At 63.2% G+C, this 20,073-nt stretch carries 16 protein-coding genes and 1 pseudogene; 8 read left to right on the forward strand and 9 right to left on the reverse strand.

The window, feature by feature from the left end; genetic code table 11:
• Positions 1-65 precede the first annotated feature (65 nt).
• Positions 66-1,484: an aminotransferase gene (locus tag FJ970_RS07290; protein ID WP_140754479.1), complete on the forward strand. Its 1,419-nt coding sequence runs from the start codon at positions 66-68 to the stop codon at positions 1,482-1,484.
• 179 nt (positions 1,485-1,663) lie between these two features.
• Here FJ970_RS07290 and FJ970_RS07295 read toward each other — a convergent pair whose 3' ends face one another.
• Positions 1,664-2,866: an aromatic ring-hydroxylating oxygenase subunit alpha gene (locus FJ970_RS07295; protein ID WP_140754477.1), complete on the reverse strand. Its 1,203-nt coding sequence runs from the start codon at positions 2,864-2,866 to the stop codon at positions 1,664-1,666.
• Positions 2,867-3,323: 457 nt separating this feature from the next.
• Between FJ970_RS07295 and FJ970_RS07300 the strand changes: the two genes are divergently transcribed.
• A complete protein-coding gene (locus FJ970_RS07300; protein ID WP_140754475.1) occupies positions 3,324-3,731 on the forward strand; it encodes a hypothetical protein in 408 nt (135 codons plus the stop codon).
• A gap of 130 nt (positions 3,732-3,861) precedes the next feature.
• On the opposite strand, the gene FJ970_RS07305 is transcribed toward FJ970_RS07300, so the two are convergent.
• A complete protein-coding gene (locus FJ970_RS07305; protein WP_181178210.1) occupies positions 3,862-5,949 on the reverse strand; it encodes a PAS domain S-box protein in 2,088 nt (695 codons plus the stop codon).
• Positions 5,950-6,028: 79 nt separating this feature from the next.
• A complete protein-coding gene (locus FJ970_RS07310; RefSeq protein WP_181178208.1) occupies positions 6,029-6,802 on the reverse strand; it encodes a response regulator in 774 nt (257 codons plus the stop codon).
• 45 nt (positions 6,803-6,847) lie between these two features.
• On the opposite strand from FJ970_RS07310, the pseudogene FJ970_RS07315 reads away from it, so the two are divergent.
• Positions 6,848-7,563 (forward strand): annotated as a pseudogene (locus tag FJ970_RS07315) (winged helix-turn-helix domain-containing protein).
• Positions 7,564-7,634: 71 nt separating this feature from the next.
• Here FJ970_RS07315 and FJ970_RS07320 read toward each other — a convergent pair.
• On the reverse strand, positions 7,635-7,802 hold the full coding sequence (locus FJ970_RS07320) for a hypothetical protein (protein ID WP_140754471.1): 168 nt from the start codon (positions 7,800-7,802) through the stop codon (positions 7,635-7,637).
• A 41-nt stretch (positions 7,803-7,843) separates the two neighbouring features.
• Complete coding sequence (locus FJ970_RS07325) at positions 7,844-8,176, reverse strand: hypothetical protein (RefSeq protein ID WP_140754469.1); 333 nt, start codon at positions 8,174-8,176, stop codon at positions 7,844-7,846.
• A 340-nt stretch (positions 8,177-8,516) separates the two neighbouring features.
• Between FJ970_RS07325 and FJ970_RS07330 the strand changes: the two genes are divergently transcribed.
• Positions 8,517-8,972 carry a L,D-transpeptidase gene (locus FJ970_RS07330; protein WP_140754467.1) on the forward strand — a complete coding sequence of 152 codons (456 nt, stop codon included), beginning with the start codon at positions 8,517-8,519 and terminating at the stop codon, positions 8,970-8,972.
• A 104-nt stretch (positions 8,973-9,076) separates the two neighbouring features.
• On the opposite strand, the gene FJ970_RS07335 is transcribed toward FJ970_RS07330, so the two are convergent.
• The gene (locus FJ970_RS07335; protein WP_140754465.1) at positions 9,077-12,160 is read right to left on the reverse strand and encodes an efflux RND transporter permease subunit; all 3,084 of its coding nucleotides are present in this window, start codon (positions 12,158-12,160) and stop codon (positions 9,077-9,079) included.
• Positions 12,157-13,506 carry an efflux RND transporter periplasmic adaptor subunit gene (locus FJ970_RS07340; RefSeq protein ID WP_140754463.1) on the reverse strand — a complete coding sequence of 450 codons (1,350 nt, stop codon included), beginning with the start codon at positions 13,504-13,506 and terminating at the stop codon, positions 12,157-12,159. Before FJ970_RS07340 ends, FJ970_RS07335 begins: the two co-directional genes overlap by 4 nt.
• Positions 13,507-13,652: 146 nt before the next feature.
• Here FJ970_RS07340 and FJ970_RS07345 point away from each other — a divergent pair, with 146 nt between their 5' ends.
• Together FJ970_RS07345 and FJ970_RS07350 are read left to right on the forward strand one after the other, a co-directional pair.
• Positions 13,653-14,186, forward strand: coding sequence for a TetR/AcrR family transcriptional regulator (locus FJ970_RS07345; RefSeq protein ID WP_140754461.1), 534 nt, complete (start codon positions 13,653-13,655; stop codon positions 14,184-14,186).
• Between the two features lie 176 nt (positions 14,187-14,362).
• Positions 14,363-15,973 (forward strand): inorganic phosphate transporter, encoded by a 1,611-nt coding sequence (locus FJ970_RS07350; protein ID WP_140754459.1) that lies wholly within the window; start codon positions 14,363-14,365, stop codon positions 15,971-15,973.
• Between the two features lie 245 nt (positions 15,974-16,218).
• Here the strand turns inward: FJ970_RS07350 and FJ970_RS07355 are convergent, their stop codons facing one another.
• The gene (locus FJ970_RS07355; protein WP_140754457.1) at positions 16,219-17,379 is read right to left on the reverse strand and encodes a patatin-like phospholipase family protein; all 1,161 of its coding nucleotides are present in this window, start codon (positions 17,377-17,379) and stop codon (positions 16,219-16,221) included.
• Complete coding sequence (locus FJ970_RS07360) at positions 17,372-18,160, reverse strand: acetoacetate decarboxylase (protein WP_140754455.1); 789 nt, start codon at positions 18,158-18,160, stop codon at positions 17,372-17,374. Before FJ970_RS07360 ends, FJ970_RS07355 begins: the two co-directional genes overlap by 8 nt.
• Before the next feature lie 218 nt (positions 18,161-18,378).
• Here FJ970_RS07360 and FJ970_RS07365 point away from each other — a divergent pair, with 218 nt between their 5' ends.
• Entirely contained in the window at positions 18,379-19,167 is a 789-nt protein-coding gene (locus FJ970_RS07365) for a 3-hydroxybutyrate dehydrogenase (RefSeq protein WP_140754453.1), read from the forward strand.
• A gap of 69 nt (positions 19,168-19,236) precedes the next feature.
• Complete coding sequence (locus FJ970_RS07370) at positions 19,237-19,998, forward strand: phosphodiesterase (protein ID WP_140754451.1); 762 nt, start codon at positions 19,237-19,239, stop codon at positions 19,996-19,998.
• The last annotated feature ends 75 nt before the right edge of the window (positions 19,999-20,073 follow it).

Consider the following 20,073-nt stretch of genomic DNA (forward strand, 5'->3'; position numbering starts at 1 on the left):
GATTTTCGCCGTGGCGAACCAGATTGATGCCCGGACAAATTCGATGGGATGATGTGGAGACGACGATGGCGGCTGTGAGAGATCGGAAGGCACGCGAAACGGCTGGCCCTGGCGACGACGATGCGGTCGAACTGGCCAGGCGTCATCTCATCCAGCCTTGGCCCTATGCCGGTTCCGTCGGCGCCGAGGCGCGCGCGCTGATCGGCGAGGGTGATGGCATCTACATCACCGACAATACCGGCAAGCGGCTCATCGACGGCCCGGCCGGCATGTGGTGCGTCAATGTCGGCCATCGTCGCGAGGAACTCGCCAGGGTGATGTACGACCAGGCGATGGCGCTGTCCTACAACACGCCCTGGTACACGATGAACGCGCCGTCGGCGGAGCTAGCCAGACGCATCGCCGGCCATGCGCCTGGCGACCTCAGCCACGTCTTCTACACCACCGGCGGTTCCTCGGCCGTCGAGACGGCGCTGCGTTTCATGCAGTTCTACAACAATGTGCGGGGCCGGCCGGAAAAGAAGCTGATCCTGAGCCGCGGCGGCGCCTATCACGGCTCGACCTATCTGTCGGCCTCGCTCAATGGCCGTCCGCGTGACCGCGACTGGATGGACGGCGCCGACGAACTGGTGGTCAAGCTCTCCTCGCCCGACCCGTTCCGCCGGCCGAAAGGCATGACCATCACTGCCTTCACCGATCTCCTCGTCGACCAGTTCCGCGACACGGTCGCGCGCGTCGGCGCCGACAGAATAGGCGCGTTCGTCGGCGAACCCATACAAGCATCCGGTGGCGTCATCATTCCGCCCGACGGCTACCTCAGGCGCATCCGCGAGATCTGCCGCGACAATGATATCCTCTATATCTCCGACGAAGTGGTGACGGGCTTTGGACGCCTGGGCCACGTCTTTGCCTCGGGCGACGTGTTCGGCATCGACCCCGACATGATCACCTTCGCGAAGGGCGTCACCTCAGGCTATTTCCCGCTTGGCGGCGTCATCATTTCCGAGCGGCTGCTGGAGGAATTGCGCCGTTCCAACCATCCCGATGCGATGTTCGGCCATGGCCTGACCTACACCAGCCACCCCGTCGGCTGTGCGGTGGCGCTGAAAAATCTCGACCTGCTGGAGGAAAGCGTGCTTGCCCATACGCTCGAGGTCGCGCCCTATTTCCAGGCGCAGCTGAAGACGCTGGAAGAGCTGCCGCTGGTCGGCGAAGTGCGCGGCGTGGGGCTGATGGGCTGCGTCGAATGCGTCGCCGACCGCGAAAGCAGGGATCCACTGCAGCTCGACAAGGATGTCGGCAAACGCATCGATGCACACTGCCACGAACTTGGCCTGCTGGTGCGGCCACTGATCAACATGTGCGTGATGTCGCCGCCACTGATCATTACACGAGAGCAGATCGACGACATGGTCGGCATCTTGCGCGAAGGCATTTCGCGCACCATGGATGATCTCAGGAAAGAGGGTGTCTGGCGGGGGTGAGTTTCTTCCTTCTCCCGGTCTTACGGGGAGAAGGTGCCCGGAGGTCGGATGAGGGGCGGCGCCAGCGTTGCTGGTTGGCCATGTTATCTGCTTCCAAGATGATTTTCTAATCTCGCAAGCCGGCGCTGCCCCTCACCTGCCTGCCGGCATCCTCTCCCCGTAGAATGGGGAGAGGGAGGCTACGACCGTGACCGTAGCGCGTCGTTCAAATTCCACATGTCCTTTTCTTCCGGCGCTGTTTCCAGGCCGAGCACCGGAATCTGCTTGCGCAGATGGTCGTGGTGGGTGCGCACGCCATATTCGAGGTCGGAGAGGTAGAAACCCTCGAAGGCCTCGGACAGCATGGATTCGTTCGACCACACCGAGAGCTGCACATCTTCCGACATGGTGTCACGATCGATGCGGAAGGAGAGATAGCGGGCGGCGGCCTGCTCGCGACTTTCGTCGCGGTAGCGATAGATGGCGCCACGCAGCAGCGTCTCACCCGTCGACAGCGGAAACTCCTGATAGAACTGCACCGATTCCGGCATCACCGACAGAACGGCGTTCGGGAAGATGCCGTAATAGACCCAGGCCTTCCTGAGATGATCCGGCAGATGCGTCGGCTCCGGCGCGATCTTGACGTAGTTCCTGACGCTCCAGCGGCGGCCGGCATGCGGGTTGTAGGTGGCGAAGGAGCGCGAGACGCCGTTGATGAACGGCTCGTCGAAATAGGTGGCGCCGTAGAGATCCTGCAGAGCCGGATGCGCCATGGCGACATGATAGCCTTCATTGTCGACATCGCGCACCGACTTCCAGTTGACCGGTGTCTTCTGGGTCCAGATGCCCCAGGAGGGCACCATGTCGGCGGCCTTGTAATGCGCGAATTCGGGTTCGATCGGCTTCAACAGCTCGGCGACGGAAGGCTGTGGCCCGCCATTGCGGAAGCGGATGAAGATGAAGCCCATCCAGACTTCGAGGTCGAGCGGCATCAGGCCGAACTCGGTCTTGTCGAGGTCGGGGAAGGAGCGCGGGCGGGCGGCGCCGCGAAGCGTACCGTCGAGATTATAGACCCAGCCATGGAACGGGCATACCAGCGCGTTCTTGCAATTGCCCTGGCTGTCGGCCACGACGCGGCTGCCGCGGTGGCGGCACATGTTGTTGAAGCCGCGCACGACGCCGTCCTTGCCGCGCACGATCAGAGCGCGCTCGCCAATGACATCCATGGTGAGGTAGTCGCCGGCATTCGGTATGTCGCAGACATGCCCGGCGATCTGCCAATGATTGCGGAAGACATGCTCTTTCTCTAGCTCGAGAAGGGCGGTGGAATGGTAACTCCAGCCCGGTAATCCCCGCCGGTCCCAATCGTTCGGGATTGCCACGTCACGGAGGTGCGGGTTCATGAAACGTCTCTTCTTTTTATTGAATATGCATTCAATATAATCATATTTTGCGTTGAAATGCAATGATTTGTGGAAATTGGCAGGTTTCGCGGCGAAAATGTCAGCCCCGGCTCCAGCGGAATCCTGCTGCGCCGCGGACTTTGAAAACCCCGGAAAATCCGGGTGTTAGCCAGAGTTCCATAACCTCCACCCGTCGCCCGTTCACGCTGCAAATCGCGCCCTTCGGACAAGTATTCCGCTGGCAGGAAAAAGCCCTGCCGTTCGCGTCGGCCGCCTGCGGTGTACGCAGGTAACCCGCCACCTCGACGCAAAAGAGTCGATGCCCGATTTTGACCGTTTCTGCCCGCACCGATGTTTCAATCCCGTTACATTGCCGGGTTCTCGTCACCTTTGCACCGTTACAAAGCGCGATTAAATTCGTTTTATCGCAAAAAGAAAATCAACGAAGGGGATGATGATGCATGCGAAAGTCCAGATCACCAGCAGCAACCGCTTTCAGGCTCCGGAGCGCGCTGACCGCCGCCCGAAGCTGGCGCTTCGCCAGCGTGCCAGCGACCACCCGATGGCAATGTTCATGGCGTTGGCTGCTTGCGCCTTCGCCGGCATGGCGTTCACGCCGACGGTCGGCCCAGCCTTCGCTTCGTTGAATCCGCCCGCCAACATCATCGATGGGGCGCCGACCACGACCACGACAGCCCGCCTGCCGATGCCCGCGATCGATTTCGCCTGCAAGGGGCAGGCCTGGGGCGCCGAGAGCGTGGATTGCCTGCGCGCCATTGCCGAGCAGTCCGGAACGCACAAGGCCCGCGCGATCCGGATGATCGCCAACGCCGCGCCGCTGACCAGCACGCCCAACATCTTCTGATTTCTGTCTCTGGATTTGCCTGGCATGATCCCGAAAACCGGTTCGCGTTTGGGGATCATGCCCTGACCTCCCCGAGCGTCCTCCAGCGCTCCCTTCGGCTCCCGCCGCGATGTCGGCCGGGGGCCTCTTTTTATGCTTTCAACGCGGCCTGCTCGGCAATGGTCGAAAGCACGCTGCGCACGTCCAGCGTGCTGAACGGCTTTTCGAGGATCTGTGGTCGCTGCTGCGCCGGCAAGGCTTCGATTTCAGCCTTCGCGCCGATGAGGTCGCCGGTGACCAGCACGAAGCGCCGCGCCAGGTCGGGCCGCTCGGCGAGCAGTTCGCGGTAGATAGAAATGCCTGATGTGCCGGGCATGCGCAGATCCGAAAAGACGATGTCCGGCGGCATGTGACCGCTCAAGGTGGCGGCGCCCGATTCCCATACCGGCGCGATCCGCGACTTGATGCCCATCAATTCGAGAATGTCGGACAAGGAGCCGGCGACGTCAGGCTCATCATCGATGATCAGCGCATGGCGCAGGCCGCTCGATCGTGGCTGGCTTTCGCCAGCGGCGGCGATGCCCGCCGAGATGGCCGGCAACTGGACGACGAAACGCGCGCCTCTCGGCTGCACTTCCTCGAACCAGACATTGCCGTTGTGCCGCTCGATGATGGATTTCGAAATCGACAGGCCGATCCCGGTGCCCACACCGACCGGCTTGGTGGTGAAATAGGATTCGAAAATGCGCGAACGGATGGCTTCGGGAATGCCGGGCCCGTTGTCCTCGACCGAGAAGCAGGGATTGCCCCGGTCGCCGCGGAAGCTCCGCACCTTGATCAGCCGGTCGCCGGCGATGCCAGCCAGGGCATGCTGGCTGTTGATGAGGAAATTGGCCGCCACCTGCGTCACGTGGTCGGCGTCGGCCATGGCCAGCAGGGGACCCGGCGCGAAATCGGTGTCGATGATGATGCCGCTCGAGCGCGCGCCGTAGGCGGTCACCTCGAGAGCGGCGCGGATCACCTGGTTGAGATCGGTCTCGGTCTGCGCCGCGGGATGGAGGCGGACCATCGACAGGAAGCTCTTGACGATGCGCCCGCAGCGCTCGGCGGCGGCGCGCACTTTTTCGGCACGGACCTTGGTCTGCGGGTCCGAGGCGAATTCATGCAGCAGCGTCGATTGCGCGACCACAACCGCCAGCGGGTTGTTGAGCTCGTGCGAAACGCCCGCGAGCAGCGAGCCCATCGCAGCCATCTTCTCGTTCTGGTGCAGCTTCTCGCGCTGCCGGTTGATCTCCTCCTCGGCGCGCAGCCTCTCGCGCAAGTCGCGGATGGAGCCGAAGATCAGCCGGCGGTCGGCGACCCGCATCTCGGTCGCCGTCAGCTCGATCGGGAAGACCTCGCCGGCGGCATTCTGCGTCACCGTCTCGAGCCGCTGGCCGACCATCGGCGCTCCGCGGCCGGACATGTAGTCGGCGCCTGAGGCATAACCCTTGCGGTAGTATTCCGGAACGACGGTGTCGAGCAGGTCCTTGCCGAGAATGTCGCTGCGCTGGAAGCCGAACATCTTTTCCGCGGCCGGATTGAATTCGATGATCGACCCGGCCTCGTCGATGACGATGATGGCATCGAGCGAGGCCTGCAGCATGGTGCGGCGGATCACCTCGCTGGCGTGGGCGTCGGAGGGGGAGTGTTCGATGGCGTCGCCGATGGCGAGCGCGATGATGTGCAGCGTCGCCTCTTCCTCGTCGGTCCATTCACGCTCCTCGACGCAATCATTGACGGCGAGCGTGCCCCAGAGATGGCCGTGCGCGAAGACCGACACCGACAGGAACGACTTGATGTTCTGCTTTTCGAAATCCGCCCTCAGGAACCCTTCGAGATCGCGCGTGTGGCCGGCGAAGATCTTGCCCTGCCGCTCATCCTCGGCCAGCCGCTCCAGCAGCGGATCCGAATTGACGATCGACTGCATGATGACGGTCGGTGAGGCCAGTTCGCCGCCGAAATCGGGGTCGATCCAGTAGGCGGCGACCGACTGGGCGAAACCTTGGCCGGGCAATTCGAGCAGGCGGAACAGGATACCGCGCTGGCACTCCATGGCGTCGCAAAGCGTTGCCAGTATGCCGTCCATTTCGCGCTGCCAGTCGCCGGCCTCGCGCAGCCGGCGCACGACACGCACGGCCGCCATGGCCGCGCCTTGCCTGAAGCCCTGCATATCCGTGCTTGCTGTCTCGCCCGTCATTGTCAGCCGTCATTCCAGAGTCACGTCAATTCGATCGGCTGGCGACGGCTGCGGAGTGGAAACCCTGTGGGTCTGACGCTCAGTTGCCGTCGCCGGTCGGCAGCGAGAAGATATAGCCTTCGCCGCGCACCGTGCGCAGGAATTTCGGGTTGGCCGGATCAGTCTCGATCTTCTTGCGCAGCCGCATGATGCGGATATCGACGGCGCGCGATGATTCCGGATCCTCGGTGAAGCCGATCGCCTCGGAGATCGCGGCCCTGGTCAGCAGCCGGTTGGCGCGGGTCAGGAAAACCTCCAGCACGTCGAACTCGCTCTTGGCCATGTCGATCACCGTGCCGTTGGCGCCGGTGACCAGCCTGCCGTCGAGATCGGCCTGGAAGGAACCGAAAGCGACGGAGCGGCGGTCGGTCCTGGCTTTCCCTTCCTGCGGCTCCGTCGGCTGCGGGACACGGCGCAGCACGCTACGCACCCTGGCCAGCACTTCGCGCAGTTCATACGGCTTGACGATATAGTCGTCGGCGCCAAGCTCCAGCCCGACGATGCGGTCGAGCGCGGTGCCGGCGGCGGTCGCATAGATGATGCCGATCGGCATTTTCGAGCGCAGCCAGCGGCCGAGCGACAGGCCATCCTCGCCCGGCATGGCGATGTCGAGGATGGCCAGATGGAAGGGCTGCGTCTCGATCAGGCTGCGCGCGGCGGCCGCGGTTTCCGCGGTCGCCACGTCATAGCCGGCGGCGCCGAGATACTCGGCGACCGCGTCCCTCAGGTCGGGCTCGTCCTCGACGATGACAATTCTTGCCCGCACGATGCTCTCGCTCCCACTTTCAGTGGAAAGTAGATTGGGTATAAACATGATGTCCAGCACTCATATCCGGTTGCCAGGGAACGGTTGGAAAACATGGCCGCACGAGCCGTCATCGCGCTTGTTTCCGTCGCCGACGTCGTGGCGACCGAGCTTGCCGACCATCTCGAGCGGCGCGGTCATGACGTGCGCCAGGCGCGGCAGCCCTGGGAGGCGGAATCGCTGCTGGCGGGCGGAGGCATCGATGTCGTCGTCGTCGGCGACAGCCTCAGCCAGGCGGAAGGGCGGGATCTGCTCAGGCGTTATGGCGGCCAAGGCGGGGGCGGCCAAGGCGGGGGCGGCGAGCATGGACCGGATTTCATCTGATATGCCGGCCGGCCGATCTCCTCGACAAGGTGCTGGCGCTCGAGCTCGGCGCCGCCGACGTCGTCGAAAGTCCGCTCAATGTCAGGGAACTCGCCGCGCGTGTCGGCGGCCTGCTGTCGCGGCGCGGCAGGGGTACCCAGGAATTGATCGTGCTGGAGAACGCGACCGTCGATCTGAGATCGGCGATCGTCATGCATCGCTCGGGTACGCAGGAGCAGCTCTCGCCCGGCCAGGTGGCGCTGCTCAGGCTGTTCCTGGCGAGCCCGCGCAAGGTGCTGACGCGTGACGACATTATCGCAGCCGCGCCGGCCGAGAATGCCGACGCCTTCGATCGCTCGATCGACTCGCGCATCGTGCGGCTGCGCCGCAAGCTCGACACCGAGACCATCACCACCATACGCGGCGCCGGCTACAGGTTCGATCCGCCACGGCAGTTCGCCGACTGACGGCTGTCTTTTCCAGCTGGTTCCCCGGATCAGCATCGGACTTTCCATTTCCGCGCCGATGCCCGCGAGATTCAGCGCACCACCAGCAATGACGGGCCCGAGGCCATGTCGCCGCCGGCGGCGAACTCGCTTGCGTGGGCGCGCTCCTTGAGGAGCACGCTGGCGAGCGCGGCAAAGCCGAGCAGGCCCTGCGCGTAGAGCAGCGCGGAAAGCACGGAAGCTGCGAATCTTGTTTTCATGATCGGAATTCCCCAAAAAGATGATTGTGTCGCGGGTCGCTTCAGGAAACTCCCGAAGTGCCCGCGCCGCCCACGGAGCCCCCCGTCGCGGCGCGGGCCTTCGGTCCTCTCGGCAGCAAGTTGCCGGAGGGGCCGCGCAATGCCAGCAGCCGAAGGCCAACCCGCCAGAGGGCCTTCAACCGGGCGATGCGCAGGCTGGAAACGATCCAGACCGTGGCGCAAAACAGAGCGACGTGCAGGGTCGAAATCTCACTCGAACTCATCGCCGCCAGCTTCGCCACTTGCCCGCCGGCAATGGTGCCGACGCCGCCGATGGCCGCCGCAGCGATGCTGATCCTGAAGAGCCAGGACCGCGTGTTCGTTTTCGTTCCCATGGTCGTTGCCGTCTGTTTTCGTTGCGTCAACTTTTGCCTCCGGTCCGTATCCGGATCATGCCGCCAAATCCGCGCTTTGTTGCAGTTTGGTTTCGAAGCCGGCCTGGATCCTTTCATATGGCGAGAGTTCGAACTTTCGTTTCGGGGTGAATACCTATGTGCGTCATTCTCGATCCCTTATTTGGGGTGCGGGCAATGCCGACGATGCGGGTCGGCTTGTTAACCAGAGGAAACAAATTCGAAACACAAACGAGCATTTTGCGAAATCCCTCCGAAACATGCCGCATGGATAAGCCGCTCATCGAATTGGAGCCGGCCGGCCGGCAGAGAGAGGGACGTCATGCGCACCACCATTTCCGCAAAACTCATCAACATCACCGCCGCGGCGCTCATGGGCAGCGCGCTTCTGTTCGGCGCCAACGCCGCTCATGCCGCCAACAGCATCGTGGCGCGCGTTTCACTGTCGCAGCAGGTCATGGAAGTCTCGGTCGACGGCCGGCCGACGTTCGCCTGGAAGGTTTCCACCGGCGATAGGGCGCATGTCACGCCGACCGGCTCGTTCAAGCCGACGCGCATGCATGAGATGTGGTATTCGAAGAAGTACGACAACGCGCCGATGCCGCATTCGGTCTTCTTCAGCGGCGGCTACGCGGTTCACGCCACCTATGCCATCAAGCGTCTCGGCCAGCCGGCCTCGCATGGCTGCGTACGGCTGCATCCGGACAATGCCGCCGATTTCTACCAGCTCGTCGAGACCTTCGGTCCAGCCAACACCAGCATCGTCATCGTCAAGTAGCAGGCAGGTTGCCGCATTCGGACATGTGCCGGAGTTGCTGGAGCGACCGCCAAAAAAAGAGGCCGGGAAAATCCCGGCCTCTTTTGTTTCTTGCGCCTTGCGCCTCAGCTCGGCAGTGCTGGCATCAGCTTCGGATCCGGCTTTTCCGCCAGATTCGGCAGGTCCTTGCTGGCGATGAAGGTGTAGAACATGGGCACGACGAAGAGCGTGAACATGGTGCCGACCAGGATGCCGGTGAAGATGACCAGGCCCATCGAATAGCGGGCCGCGGCACCGGCGCCGCTGGAAACGATCAGCGGCACCACGCCCAGCGCCATCGCCGCCGTCGTCATCAGGATCGGCCGCAGGCGCACCTTGGCCGAGGCGATGATGGCATCACGCCGCCGCATGCCGTGGATTTCGCGCTGCTGGTTGGCGAATTCGACCAGCAGGATGCCGTGCTTGGTGATCAGGCCGATCAGCGTGATCAGGCCGACCTGGGTATAGATGTTGAGCGTGCCGAGGCCCAGATTGAGCGGCACGATCGCGCCGAAGATCGACAATGGCACCGCCATCATGATGATCAGCGGATCGCGGAAGCTTTCAAACTGCGCCGCCAGCACCAGGTAGATGACGATGACGGCCGCGCCGAAAGCAATCAGGATCGTGTTGCCCTGTTCCTTCTCCTGCCGGGATTGGCCGGAATAGTCGATGAAGAAGGTGTCGGGCAGACTCTCCCTGGCAATGTCCTCGAGCACTTTCAAACCGTCGCCCGTGGTGACGCCAGGTAGCGGCAGCGCCGAGATCGTCGACGAGTTCAACTGGTTGAACTGCTCGATCGCCGCCGGCGAGGCATTGGTCGAAATCTTCACCACGGCCGACAGCGGCACCATCTCGCCCGTCACGCTGCGTACGAAGTATTCGCCGAGCTTTTCGGGGTTGTCGCGGAACTCCTGCGGCACCTGCGGGATGATGTCATAGCTGTTGGAGTCGCGGTCAAACTGCGCCACTTCGGCGCCGCCGACCAAAAGCGTCAGCGTCCGGCCGATATCGGCGATCGGCAGGTTGAGCGCGGCGGCGCGGTCGCGGTCGATGGTCACCGTCACCTGTGGTGCGTCATAGGCCATCGAATTCTGCACGACGATGAAGCGGCCCGAGGCTTGCGCCTTGTTCTTGATCTTCTCGGCTTCCTCGTACACCTGAGCGGAATCGCCGATCGAGCGCACCACCATGGAGATGGGCAAGCCGCCGCCGGAGCCCGGCAACGTCGGCGGCGCGAAGACAAACGCCTGGACGCCCGCCACCTTGGCGATGCGAGCCGTAATGTCGGCCTGCAGCTGCTTCGAATTGCGTTTCCGCTCCGCCCAATCCTTGAAGGCAAAACCGACGAAGGCGCTGTTGGTCGTGCCGCCGAACGCGACGGCCGAGAACTGTGCACGGGTTTCGGGAATATTCTTCACCAGGCCCAGGATCTGGTTCACGTAGGTCTCGGTGTAGTCGGAAGTCGCGTAGCGCGGCGCCGTCACGAGCGAGAGCAGGAAGCCCTGATCCTCTTCCGGCGCCAGTTCCGTCGAGGTCTTGGTGAACATGAAGCCGGTCACGCCGACAAGCGCCAGCACGATGAGCAGCGTCAGCGGGCGATAGTTCAAAGAGCCGGTGACGGCGCGCTCGTAGACGTGCTCGACGCGCGAGAAGGTGCCGTCGACGATACGCTGGAAACGACCGGCATTGCCGGGCTTCAGCAGGCGCGCCGACATCATCGGCGTGATGGTGATGGCAATGACGCCCGACAATACCACCGACCCGGCAAGCGTCACCGCGAATTCGCGGAACAGGGCGCCGGTCAGGCCGCCGGTGAAGGCCAGCGGCGCGAACACCGCCGCCAGCGTCATGGTCATGGCGACGATGGCCGACGCGATCTCGCGCATGCCGCTGAAGGCCGCCTGCATGGGCGGCATGTTGTCTTCTTCCATGTGGCGATGGATGTTTTCCACCACCACGATGGCGTCGTCGACGACAAGACCGATCGCCAGCACCATGGCCAGCAGCGACAGAAGGTTGATCGAATAGCCCACCGCGAACAGAAGGAAGCAGACGCCGATCAGCGACAGCGGGATGGTGATGATCGGCATCATCACCGAGCGGAACGAGCCGAGGAACAGGAGGATGACGACGACGACGATGGCAACCGCCTCGGCGATGGTCTTGAACACCTCGTCGATCGAGGCGCTGATCTGCCCGGTCGCGTCGTAGACGACCTCGATCGTCATGCCTTTGGGCAGCGTTTCCTGGATCTGCGGGACGAGCTTGGTGAGCGCCGCAGCGGTGGTCAGCGGGTTGGCCGCCGGAGTCGGGAAGATGGCGAGGAAGGTGCCGGGCTTGCCGTTGAAGGAGACCCTGGTGTCGGTGTTCGCTGCTGCCAGTTCGACACGAGCCACGTCGCGCAGGCGCACGACATTGCCGTCAGTCGAGCGCAATGGCAGCTCGGCGAAGGCCTGCGGTGTCTGCAGCGTCGAGCGCACGGTGATCGACGAAACGACATATTCGTTCTGGGTGTTGCCCGGCGCCGACAGGAAGTTGGAATTGTTGATCGCCGTCAGCACTTCGGCTGCCGTCACGCCGCGCGCGGCAAGCCTGACCGGGTCGATCCAGACGCGCATCGAGTATTCCTGGGCGCCGAAGATCTGCACATCGGCGACGCCTTCGACGGTCGACATGCGGGGCCTGATGACGCGCTCGATATATTCGGTCAGCTGCTCCTTGGTCATGTTCGGATTCTGCATCGAGATGTACATCATCGCGAACTGCTGACCCGTACCCTTGACGATGACCGGGTCCTTGGAGGCGTCCGGCAAGGTGCCGCGCACCCCCTGGACCTTGGACAGCACTTCGGTCAGCGCCACGTCAGGGTTGGAGCCGAGCTTCATCTGCACCGTCACGGTGCTGGAGGACGGACGGCTGGACGAGGTGACGTAGTCGATGTTCTCGGTCGAGGCGACGGCGCGCGCGATCGGGGCGGAAATGAAGCCTTGGATCAGGTCGGCGCTGGCACCGGGATAGGCCGTCGTGATGGTGATCGCCGTTTCGTCGACCTTCGGATACTGCCGGATCGACAGGTTGAAGATGCCCTGGAAACCGAGCAGCAGGATCATGCAGGCAAGGACTGTCGAAAGAACGGGCCGGCGGATGAAGAGATCGGAAAAGCTCATTGCTGGTCGGCCTGCTTGTTCGCCGATTTGGTCGGGTCGATCGTGTTGTCGACGTTGACGGTCATGCCGTTGAAGAGGCGGTTCTGGCCCGCAGTGACGACCTCGTCTCCGGCCTTGAGCCCTTCGACGATCTCGACCATGCCCTGATTGCGGCGGCCGGGCTTGACGAAGACCTGCGACAGCACCAACACGGGCTTGTCGCCTTCGGCCGCCGGCTTGGTCGGATTGGCCGCTGCTGGCTTGGCTGCGTCTGCCGGCTTGGTGGCATCAGCCGCCGGCTTCATGGTATCGGCCGGCTTCATTGCGTCTATAGGCTTGGCGTCTGCAGGCTTGGCGTCAGCCGGCTTGTCGGTGGCCGCCGCGGCTGGCTTTTCTTCCGGCTTGGCTGGCTGCGTCGGGGCCGCGCCGGCGGGTTTCGCCGGTTGCACCACGAATATGTAGTCGCCATAGAGACTGGTGGTCAGCGCCGTCTGCGGCAGGGACAGCACGTTCTGCTCCTCCGGCAGTTCGACGCGCACCTGTACGAACTGGCCGGGGGTCAGCTTGCCGTCGGGATTGGCGACTTCCGCCCGGATGTTCACCAGCCGGCTGGAGGGGTCGATCTTGGGGTCGATGCCGCGAATGGCACCGGCAAAGGGCATGTTGTCGCTGCCGCCAAGGCCTAGGCGGACCGTCTGGCCGATCTTGAGCAGCGGCAGCTGCTGTTCGGGAACCGAGAAGTCGACTCGCATCGTGTCGAGGTCCTGCAGCGTCACCACCGCGGTGCCGGGCGACAGGTACTGGCCGAGGTCGATCTTCGGAATGCCGACCGTGCCGGTGAAAGGCGCGGTAAGCTGCTTCTGGTCGAGCACGGCCTGCAGCCTGGTGACCTGGGACGCCGAAGCAGACGCCGCCGCGCGCGCGGTGTCCAGCGTCGAGTCGGAGCCGACACCACGCTTTGTCAGTTCGATGGCGCGGGTCAGCGTGGTCTGATCGAGCGCCGCCTGCGCCTTCTGCGCATCCAGATCGGCGCGCTCGACGGCGTCGTCGAGTTGCAGCAGCACCGCATTGGCCGTCACCTTCTGGTTGGCATGGAAAGGGATTTCCTTGACGATGCCGGCGGTCTCGACCGTCAGGTCGACACCGCGCACGGCCCGCACCGTACCGATCGCCTCGACGCCGGGCGTCCAGCTCGACGGCTTGACGATGGTCGTCGAGACTGTCGCCGCCGGCGGCTTCATGGTGGCGAAATACTGCTTGATGCCGTTGTCGCGCAGGAAGTTGAAGCCGACGATGCCGCCGACCACAATGACGAGCACGGCAAGGACCACAATAATGATAAAGATACGGAGTATGCGCTTGAACAAGGAAGTCCCCTCAGTCGAAAATCCGGCGCGTAGCACGGACATCGGGACACATACCGACTGCGGGTCCCGATTTCAAATGGTGGCGGTCTTACTGTACCGTCTGGACGGTCTTGTCAATTGGGCCTAAGCTTGCGATGGGAGGCGCCATGAAAGCCCAAAGACCGAACTCGCGCGAGAAGATTCTCGCTGCGGCGGCTGATGTTGCCCGGGAATCCGGGCCCGGTAGCCTGTCGCTCGATGCCATCGCCAGCCGCGCCGGCGTGTCGAAGGGTGGGCTGCTCTACAATTTCCCGACCAAGGCCAAATTGATGCAGGGCCTCGTAGAAGACTATCTGCGCGATTTCGAGCAAGCGCTGGAAACCGCGAACAGCAACGACAACGGCAAAAATCCCCTCGCCGTCTATATCAGACTGTCGGCAGAGGATTGCGAGGAAAAGCAGCCATCGGCATCCTGGATTTTTTCGGCGATCGCCGAGGATCCCGATTTCATGACGCCGATAAAGACATTCAAGCGGCAACTTTTCGAGCGCCTGAAGGGCGAGGCGCCGGACCTCAGATCGCTGCTGGTCTGCTATCTCGCCATCGAAGGACTGCGCAGCATGAACCTGTTCGATTCGGACGTGCTGTCGAAGGACGAACGGGAACTCTTGGTGTCGTCACTTCTCGACATCGCCAAATAGCGCCAGTCCGAAGACCCCTGGTCGATCGCGCTTGGCGCGGCGATCCTAAAGACACGCTCCGGTCCCGCTTGAAGGAGACCCCGCGCAAGGCAGAGCTCTCCCCGCGTCACACAGGGTTCATCGTCCGGACATAGCGTCTTTTCCAGTTCTTTGCTGCGATGCAACAGGAGTGGGACATGGTGGACATAGTTTCCAGTGAGGCGGGCATTCCGAGGCCGGATCATCCGCTGGACAGTTCGGGCGGCGCGAAGTGGTTCCTGCCGGCCCTCGGTGTGCTGGTGTTGGTTGGCTTGGTCTATGTCGGCTATGCGTTGAGCCAGGATCTGGCGGTGGCCAAGACCGTGCCGTGGATCCTGCTCGGCATCGCCTTGCTGATCGCGCTCGGCTTCGAGTTCGTCAACGGTTTCCACGACACCGCCAATGCGGTGGCGACGGTCATCTACACGCGCTCCCTGCCGGCCGAATTCGCCGTCATGTGGTCGGGTGCCTTCAATTTCCTCGGCGTTCTCACCTCCAGCGGCGCGGTCGCCTTCGGCATCCTGTCGCTGCTGCCGGTCGAACTGATCCTGCAGGTCGGCTCTTCCTCCGGCTTCGCCATGGTGTTCGCACTGCTGGTGGCCGCGATCCTGTGGAACCTCGGCACCTGGTTCCTCGGCCTGCCGGCGTCGAGCTCGCATACCATGGTCGGCTCGATCATCGGCGTCGGCCTTGCCAACCAGTTCATGGCACCTGCCGGCAGCGCCACCAGCGGCGTCGACTGGTCGCAGGCGACCAATGTTGGCGTGACCTTGCTGGTGTCGCCGATCATCGGCTTCTTCGCCGCCGCGATCCTGCTCTATGCGATGAAGCTTCTCGTCCGTAATCCGGCGCTCTACGAGGCGCCGAAGGGCAATGCGCCGCCGCCCTGGTGGATCCGCGCGCTGCTGATCTTCACCTGCACCGGCGTCAGCTTCGCGCATGGCTCCAATGACGGACAAAAGGGCATGGGCCTGATCATGCTGATCCTGATCGGCGTGGTGCCGACCGCCTATGCGCTGAACCGTACGCCCGACATCAACTATCTCGAAGCCTACAAATCGGCTTCGGTCAGCATGGAGACCGCGCTGGGCAAATATGTGAAGCCCGGTGCCACCGTCGCCGACGCGAAGGATGCCAAGGCAGCCGTGCAGGATGCCGTGCGCACCCGGACCTGGAGCGACAAGACGACCGTCGCGCTGCAGAGCTACATCCACAGCACGACAGCCGGACTGCAGCCTTACGCTTCGGTCGACACCGTGCCGACCGATCTGGTGAGCAACGCCCGCAACGACATCTATCTGATCGGCGAGGCGCTGAAACTGATCGACAAGAAGCAGTTGCTGCCGATGGAGGCCGCCGATCTCAAGGCGGTCACCGATTATCACAAGGCTGTCGACAACGCGACGAAGTTCATCCCGATATGGGTGAAGGTCGCGGTGGCACTGGCGCTTGGCCTGGGCACCATGGTCGGCTGGAAACGCATCGTCGTCACGGTCGGCGAGAAGATCGGCAAGAGCCACCTGACCTACGGCCAGGGCGCTGCCGCCGAACTCGTCGCGATGGTCACCATCGGCATGGCCGACCGTCTGGGTCTGCCCGTGTCGACGACCCATGTGCTGTCATCCGGCGTCGCCGGTACGATGGCGGCGAACGGCTCGGGCCTGCAATGGTCGACGGTTCGCAATCTGCTGCTCGCCTGGGTGCTGACCCTGCCTTGCTCGATCGCGCTCGCCTTCGTGCTGTTCATCGTCTTGCGTCAAGTATTCTGAGCGGGCGACTTAAGCGACGACAGTACAGACGGCGCCAAGTTGGCGCCGTCTCGTTTTCCAAGGCTATGATCGCTGCAATTCGGATGGCCGTAATGAACGACGCATCGCATCTGATCTTGTTTCGAGCTGGCGCTGCTGATCGTGGGGCGACCGGCCGTTCTACTGGCTCTTGCTGCGGACCGGCGCCAATCTAAGATTCTGAACCGGGCTCAGTATTCCGAGCCAGCCGTTTCCGGCCTGAAAGTTCAGGTCGGATCTTCGCGATGCAGATCGTGGATGGTGACGCCGTCGGCATTGGTCGGCAGCATCAGCCACTTCTTGTGGCGCAGCGTGCGCTCGGTATCCTCGAGGCCCATCTCCCAATGTTCGCGCATCGAGGTGCCCGAAAACTCGTAGTCCTTGGCGTGGCCCTCATAGCCTTTGTGCTGGTAGATCAGGTGGACGATGTTGACGACGCCGGCGTCGGAATAGTCGGCGATCAGCTCTTGCTCGCCGTCCTTGAGCTGCTCCGGCGGCACGCGCTTCAGCGCATCGAGCAGCTTCATCTTCAGCGCATGGATGCGCTCGAAATTGTCGGTGTTCTGCCGCGTGCGGCTCGAATACATGATGTCCTTGTGGCGCGACAGCACGTCGGCCATGCCGCGCGGCAGCACGCCGCGGGCACTGAACAGATCGACCTGGAAGACCAGCGAGGAACGGTCCTCTTCCTGGTCGAGCAGATATTGCAGCGGGGTGTTGGAGACGATGCCACCATCCCAGTAATATTCGCCCTCGATGCGGATCGAGGGGAAGGCCGGCGGCAGCGCGCCGCTGGCCATGATGTGCTCCGGCTCGATACGCACCTTCTCGGTGTCGAAATAGACGAAGTTGCCGGTCCTGACATTGACCGCGCCAACGCTCAACCGCTTCCTGCCGTCGTTCAGCACGTCGAAGTCGATCAGGCTCTTCAGCGTGTCCTTCAACTCGGCGGTGTCGTAGAAGCTGGTGGCGCCTTCCGCTCCCGACAGCTGGAACCAGGGATTGGGATTGCGCGGCTTGAAGAAGCCGGGCTGGCCCATCGTCATCGTCATCAACGAGGAGGTCTGGTTGCGGATATCGCGGTAGATGTCGCCTTCGGGCGTGTAGGACCAGATCTTGCGGCCAGAAATCGTCTGCCAGAACTGTTCAAGCCGCTGCAGCCGGCGGCTCGGTTCATTGCCGGCGATGATCGCGGCATTGATGGCGCCGATCGAGACGCCGGATAACCAGCTCGGTTCGCAACCGGCGTCGGCAAGCGCCTGATAGACCCCTGCCTGATAGGCGCCGAGCGCGCCGCCGCCCTGAAACACCAGCGCAATGCGGTCATACTGCGCCGTGATTTCCTCGATGGTGGCGGCGGCTGCCTTGTTGCGGTTACGCTCAAGCACTGACTTTCTCCAGCTGGGTTGCGCTGGCAGCGGAGCGGCCGTGGTCAGCGAGGTAATCATGCACGACTTCGCCCAGGCCGAGCGTCAGATCGGCCTTGAAATGAACCGCCGACACGATGTCGAGCACGGGCAGCTTCGCCACGTCGGCCATGACATGGGGCCGCAGATCGAGCGCCGCCGGAGCCGTCCAGGCTTCCTTCAGCGTGATATCGGTGAGGTAGTAGCGGACCAACTCGCAGATGCGCGGCGTGCCGTCGACATGCGGGATGATCTTGATCAGGAAATTGGGGGCGGCGAGCGAAGCGAGCACCTGGTCATGATCAGCCTCGCGGTGCTTGTAGCCCATCGTGCCGGTGGCGCAGAGCACGCTGCCATAGTGCAGAGTGCCGACGATCACCTCGCCTTCATGGACGATCTTGGGATTGGCGAGCTTTTTCGGGAACCCCCACAGCTCGCGGCCGCCGGCGATCGGCGCGTCGTCGTCGAGATACATCGAGTGGACGTAGCCGCCATGCTGGCCCTTGTAGCGTACCGGGATGACCTGGCCGGTCTCGGTGTAGTCGCCGAAGCCCGTGGAGTCCGGCATGCGGATGAACTCGTACTTGACCAGCGGCTCGTCGATCTCCAGCGGCGCCGGCACGACGGCTTCGAGCGCTTCGCGTGTCGTGCGATAGGTGATGATGATGTATTCGCGGTCGAAGAAGCGATAGGGGCCAGGCGGGAAGGAGGGATTGGTGAGCGGCATCGCATAGGCGCGCTTCACGACATCGGCGATTTCCATCCAGGTCCCCCCAACGGTTCGAAAATGACCCGCGCGAATGCGCTGGCAAATATGTTGCACGGCACCATGACAACGCCGTGTCACCTCGAAGACGCCCTTTCACGGAGCCGGCAAAGCCGTCGCGGGCTGTAATCGAGCCGACATATGGCCGTGGCATTGTCGTGTTGCGCCGCACAAACTATTCTCAACAGTCCCTCCCACCTCTTGCGAGATCTCCCATGGGTTCCCTGTCTTCGAAGAATGCGCTTGTCACCGGCTCGACCAGCGGCATCGGCCTGGCAATCGCCCGCGCCTTTGCCGCCGAGGGCGCCAACGTCACCATCAACGGTCTTGGCGACGCCGCTGCCATCGAGCAGGAGCGCGCAGGCATCGAGAAGGATTTCGGCGTCAAGTGCCGCTACTCCGATGCCAACATGATGGATGGCGCCGCGGTCACCGCCATGATCCACGACGCCGAAGAGGCGTTCGGCAGCCTCGACATCCTGGTCAACAATGCCGGCATCCAGCATGTGGCGCCGATCGAGGCGTTTCCCGACAACAAATGGGAAGCCATCATCCGCATCAACCTGCTTGCCGCCTTCTACGCCATCAAGGCCGTGGTGCCGGGCATGAAGAGCCGCAAATGGGGCCGCATCATCAACACGGCCTCGGCCCATGCGCTGGTCGCCTCGCCGTTCAAGTCGGCCTATGTCTCGGCCAAGCATGGCATATCGGGCCTGACCAAGACGGTGGCGCTGGAAGTCGCGCAGGACGGCATCACCGTCAACGCGATCGCGCCCGGCTATGTCTGGACGCCGCTGGTCGAAAAGCAGATCCCCGACACGATGAAGGCGCGCGGCATGACCGAGGAACAGGTCAAGCACGACGTGATGCTTGCCGCGCAGCCGACCAAGGAATTCGTCACCGTGGAAGAGCTTGCGGCATTGGCATTGTTCCTGTGTTCGGACGCGGCCAGGCAGATCACCGGCACGACCTTGCCGATGGACGGTGGCTGGACAGCACAGTAGAGCTGGTCGAAACATGTCGCCTTCAGGGCGCCGCCAAGGGGTAACGGCAGGAAGGCAGTGCGCGGACCCATGAAAATCATCCAGCTCTCCGATCCGCATCTGATGACGCCGGGAGGCCTTCTCTACGGCTCCGATCCGCTCGCCCGGCTGGTGGCCTGCCTGGCGGATATCGGCAGGAACCATGCCGATGCCGATCTGGTGGTGATATCAGGCGACCTGACCAATGATGGCGAGCGCGCCGCTTATACGGCGTTGCGGGAGGCATTGGCGGGGTTCGCGCCGCCTTGCCGGCTGATGCTCGGCAACCACGACGACAGGGCACTTTTTCTCGAGATGTTCCCGCAAGCGCCAGCCGAGCGCGGGTTCGTCCAGAGCGTTTTCGACGGCAGCGACGGCCGCCTGATCCTGCTCGACACGCTGGACAGCGGACATGTCGAGGGCAGGCTGTGCCCGGCACGGCTGGGCTGGCTGGACGACAAGCTGCAGGAGGCGCGCGACCGGCCGGTCTTCCTCTTCATGCACCACCCTCCGTTCCGGATCCACATGCCGGTGCTCGACGAGGTCAAGCTCGCCGACGCCGATGCCTTTCATGACGTTCTCCGGCGCCACGGCAATATCGGCCACATCTTTGCCGGCCATGTCCACAGGCTGATCGCCGGCAGCTGGCGCGGCATACCGGTCAGCACGCTGCGCAGCACCAACCATCAGAGCGCGCTCGATTTTTCGAACAACTGGCGGCTGGGCCACGAGCCACCCGCCTATGCCGTGATCTTCATCGAAGCGGAGGGCGTTATCGTGCATTTCCACGATTTCCTGGACGGCAGCGCCTAGCGCAAGCCCGCGCCGCCGGCGCCGCCCGTTGCCGCGTCGGCCCTGCGAGGCGATGCAATTCGTTCCAGCCTGGAG

The organism is Mesorhizobium sp. B2-1-8 (assembly GCF_006442545.2).
In the GTDB taxonomy this organism is placed as follows: Bacteria; Pseudomonadota; Alphaproteobacteria; order Rhizobiales; family Rhizobiaceae; genus Mesorhizobium.

Coding starts and splice junctions, on each gene's coding strand:
- FJ970_RS07290 (WP_140754479.1), top strand. CDS start 66: ATGGCGGCTGTGAGAGATCGGAAGGCACGCGAAACGGCTGGCCCTGGC.
- FJ970_RS07295 (WP_140754477.1), bottom strand. CDS start 2,866: ATGAACCCGCACCTCCGTGACGTGGCAATCCCGAACGATTGGGACCGG.
- FJ970_RS07300 (WP_140754475.1), top strand. CDS start 3,324: ATGCATGCGAAAGTCCAGATCACCAGCAGCAACCGCTTTCAGGCTCCG.
- FJ970_RS07305 (WP_181178210.1), bottom strand. CDS start 5,949: ATGACGGGCGAGACAGCAAGCACGGATATGCAGGGCTTCAGGCAAGGC.
- FJ970_RS07310 (WP_181178208.1), bottom strand. CDS start 6,802: ATGTTTATACCCAATCTACTTTCCACTGAAAGTGGGAGCGAGAGCATC.
- FJ970_RS07320 (WP_140754471.1), bottom strand. CDS start 7,802: ATGAAAACAAGATTCGCAGCTTCCGTGCTTTCCGCGCTGCTCTACGCG.
- FJ970_RS07325 (WP_140754469.1), bottom strand. CDS start 8,176: ATGGGAACGAAAACGAACACGCGGTCCTGGCTCTTCAGGATCAGCATC.
- FJ970_RS07330 (WP_140754467.1), top strand. CDS start 8,517: ATGCGCACCACCATTTCCGCAAAACTCATCAACATCACCGCCGCGGCG.
- FJ970_RS07335 (WP_140754465.1), bottom strand. CDS start 12,160: ATGAGCTTTTCCGATCTCTTCATCCGCCGGCCCGTTCTTTCGACAGTC.
- FJ970_RS07345 (WP_140754461.1), top strand. CDS start 13,653: ATGAAAGCCCAAAGACCGAACTCGCGCGAGAAGATTCTCGCTGCGGCG.
- FJ970_RS07350 (WP_140754459.1), top strand. CDS start 14,363: ATGGTGGACATAGTTTCCAGTGAGGCGGGCATTCCGAGGCCGGATCAT.
- FJ970_RS07360 (WP_140754455.1), bottom strand. CDS start 18,160: ATGGAAATCGCCGATGTCGTGAAGCGCGCCTATGCGATGCCGCTCACC.
- FJ970_RS07365 (WP_140754453.1), top strand. CDS start 18,379: ATGGGTTCCCTGTCTTCGAAGAATGCGCTTGTCACCGGCTCGACCAGC.
- FJ970_RS07370 (WP_140754451.1), top strand. CDS start 19,237: ATGAAAATCATCCAGCTCTCCGATCCGCATCTGATGACGCCGGGAGGC.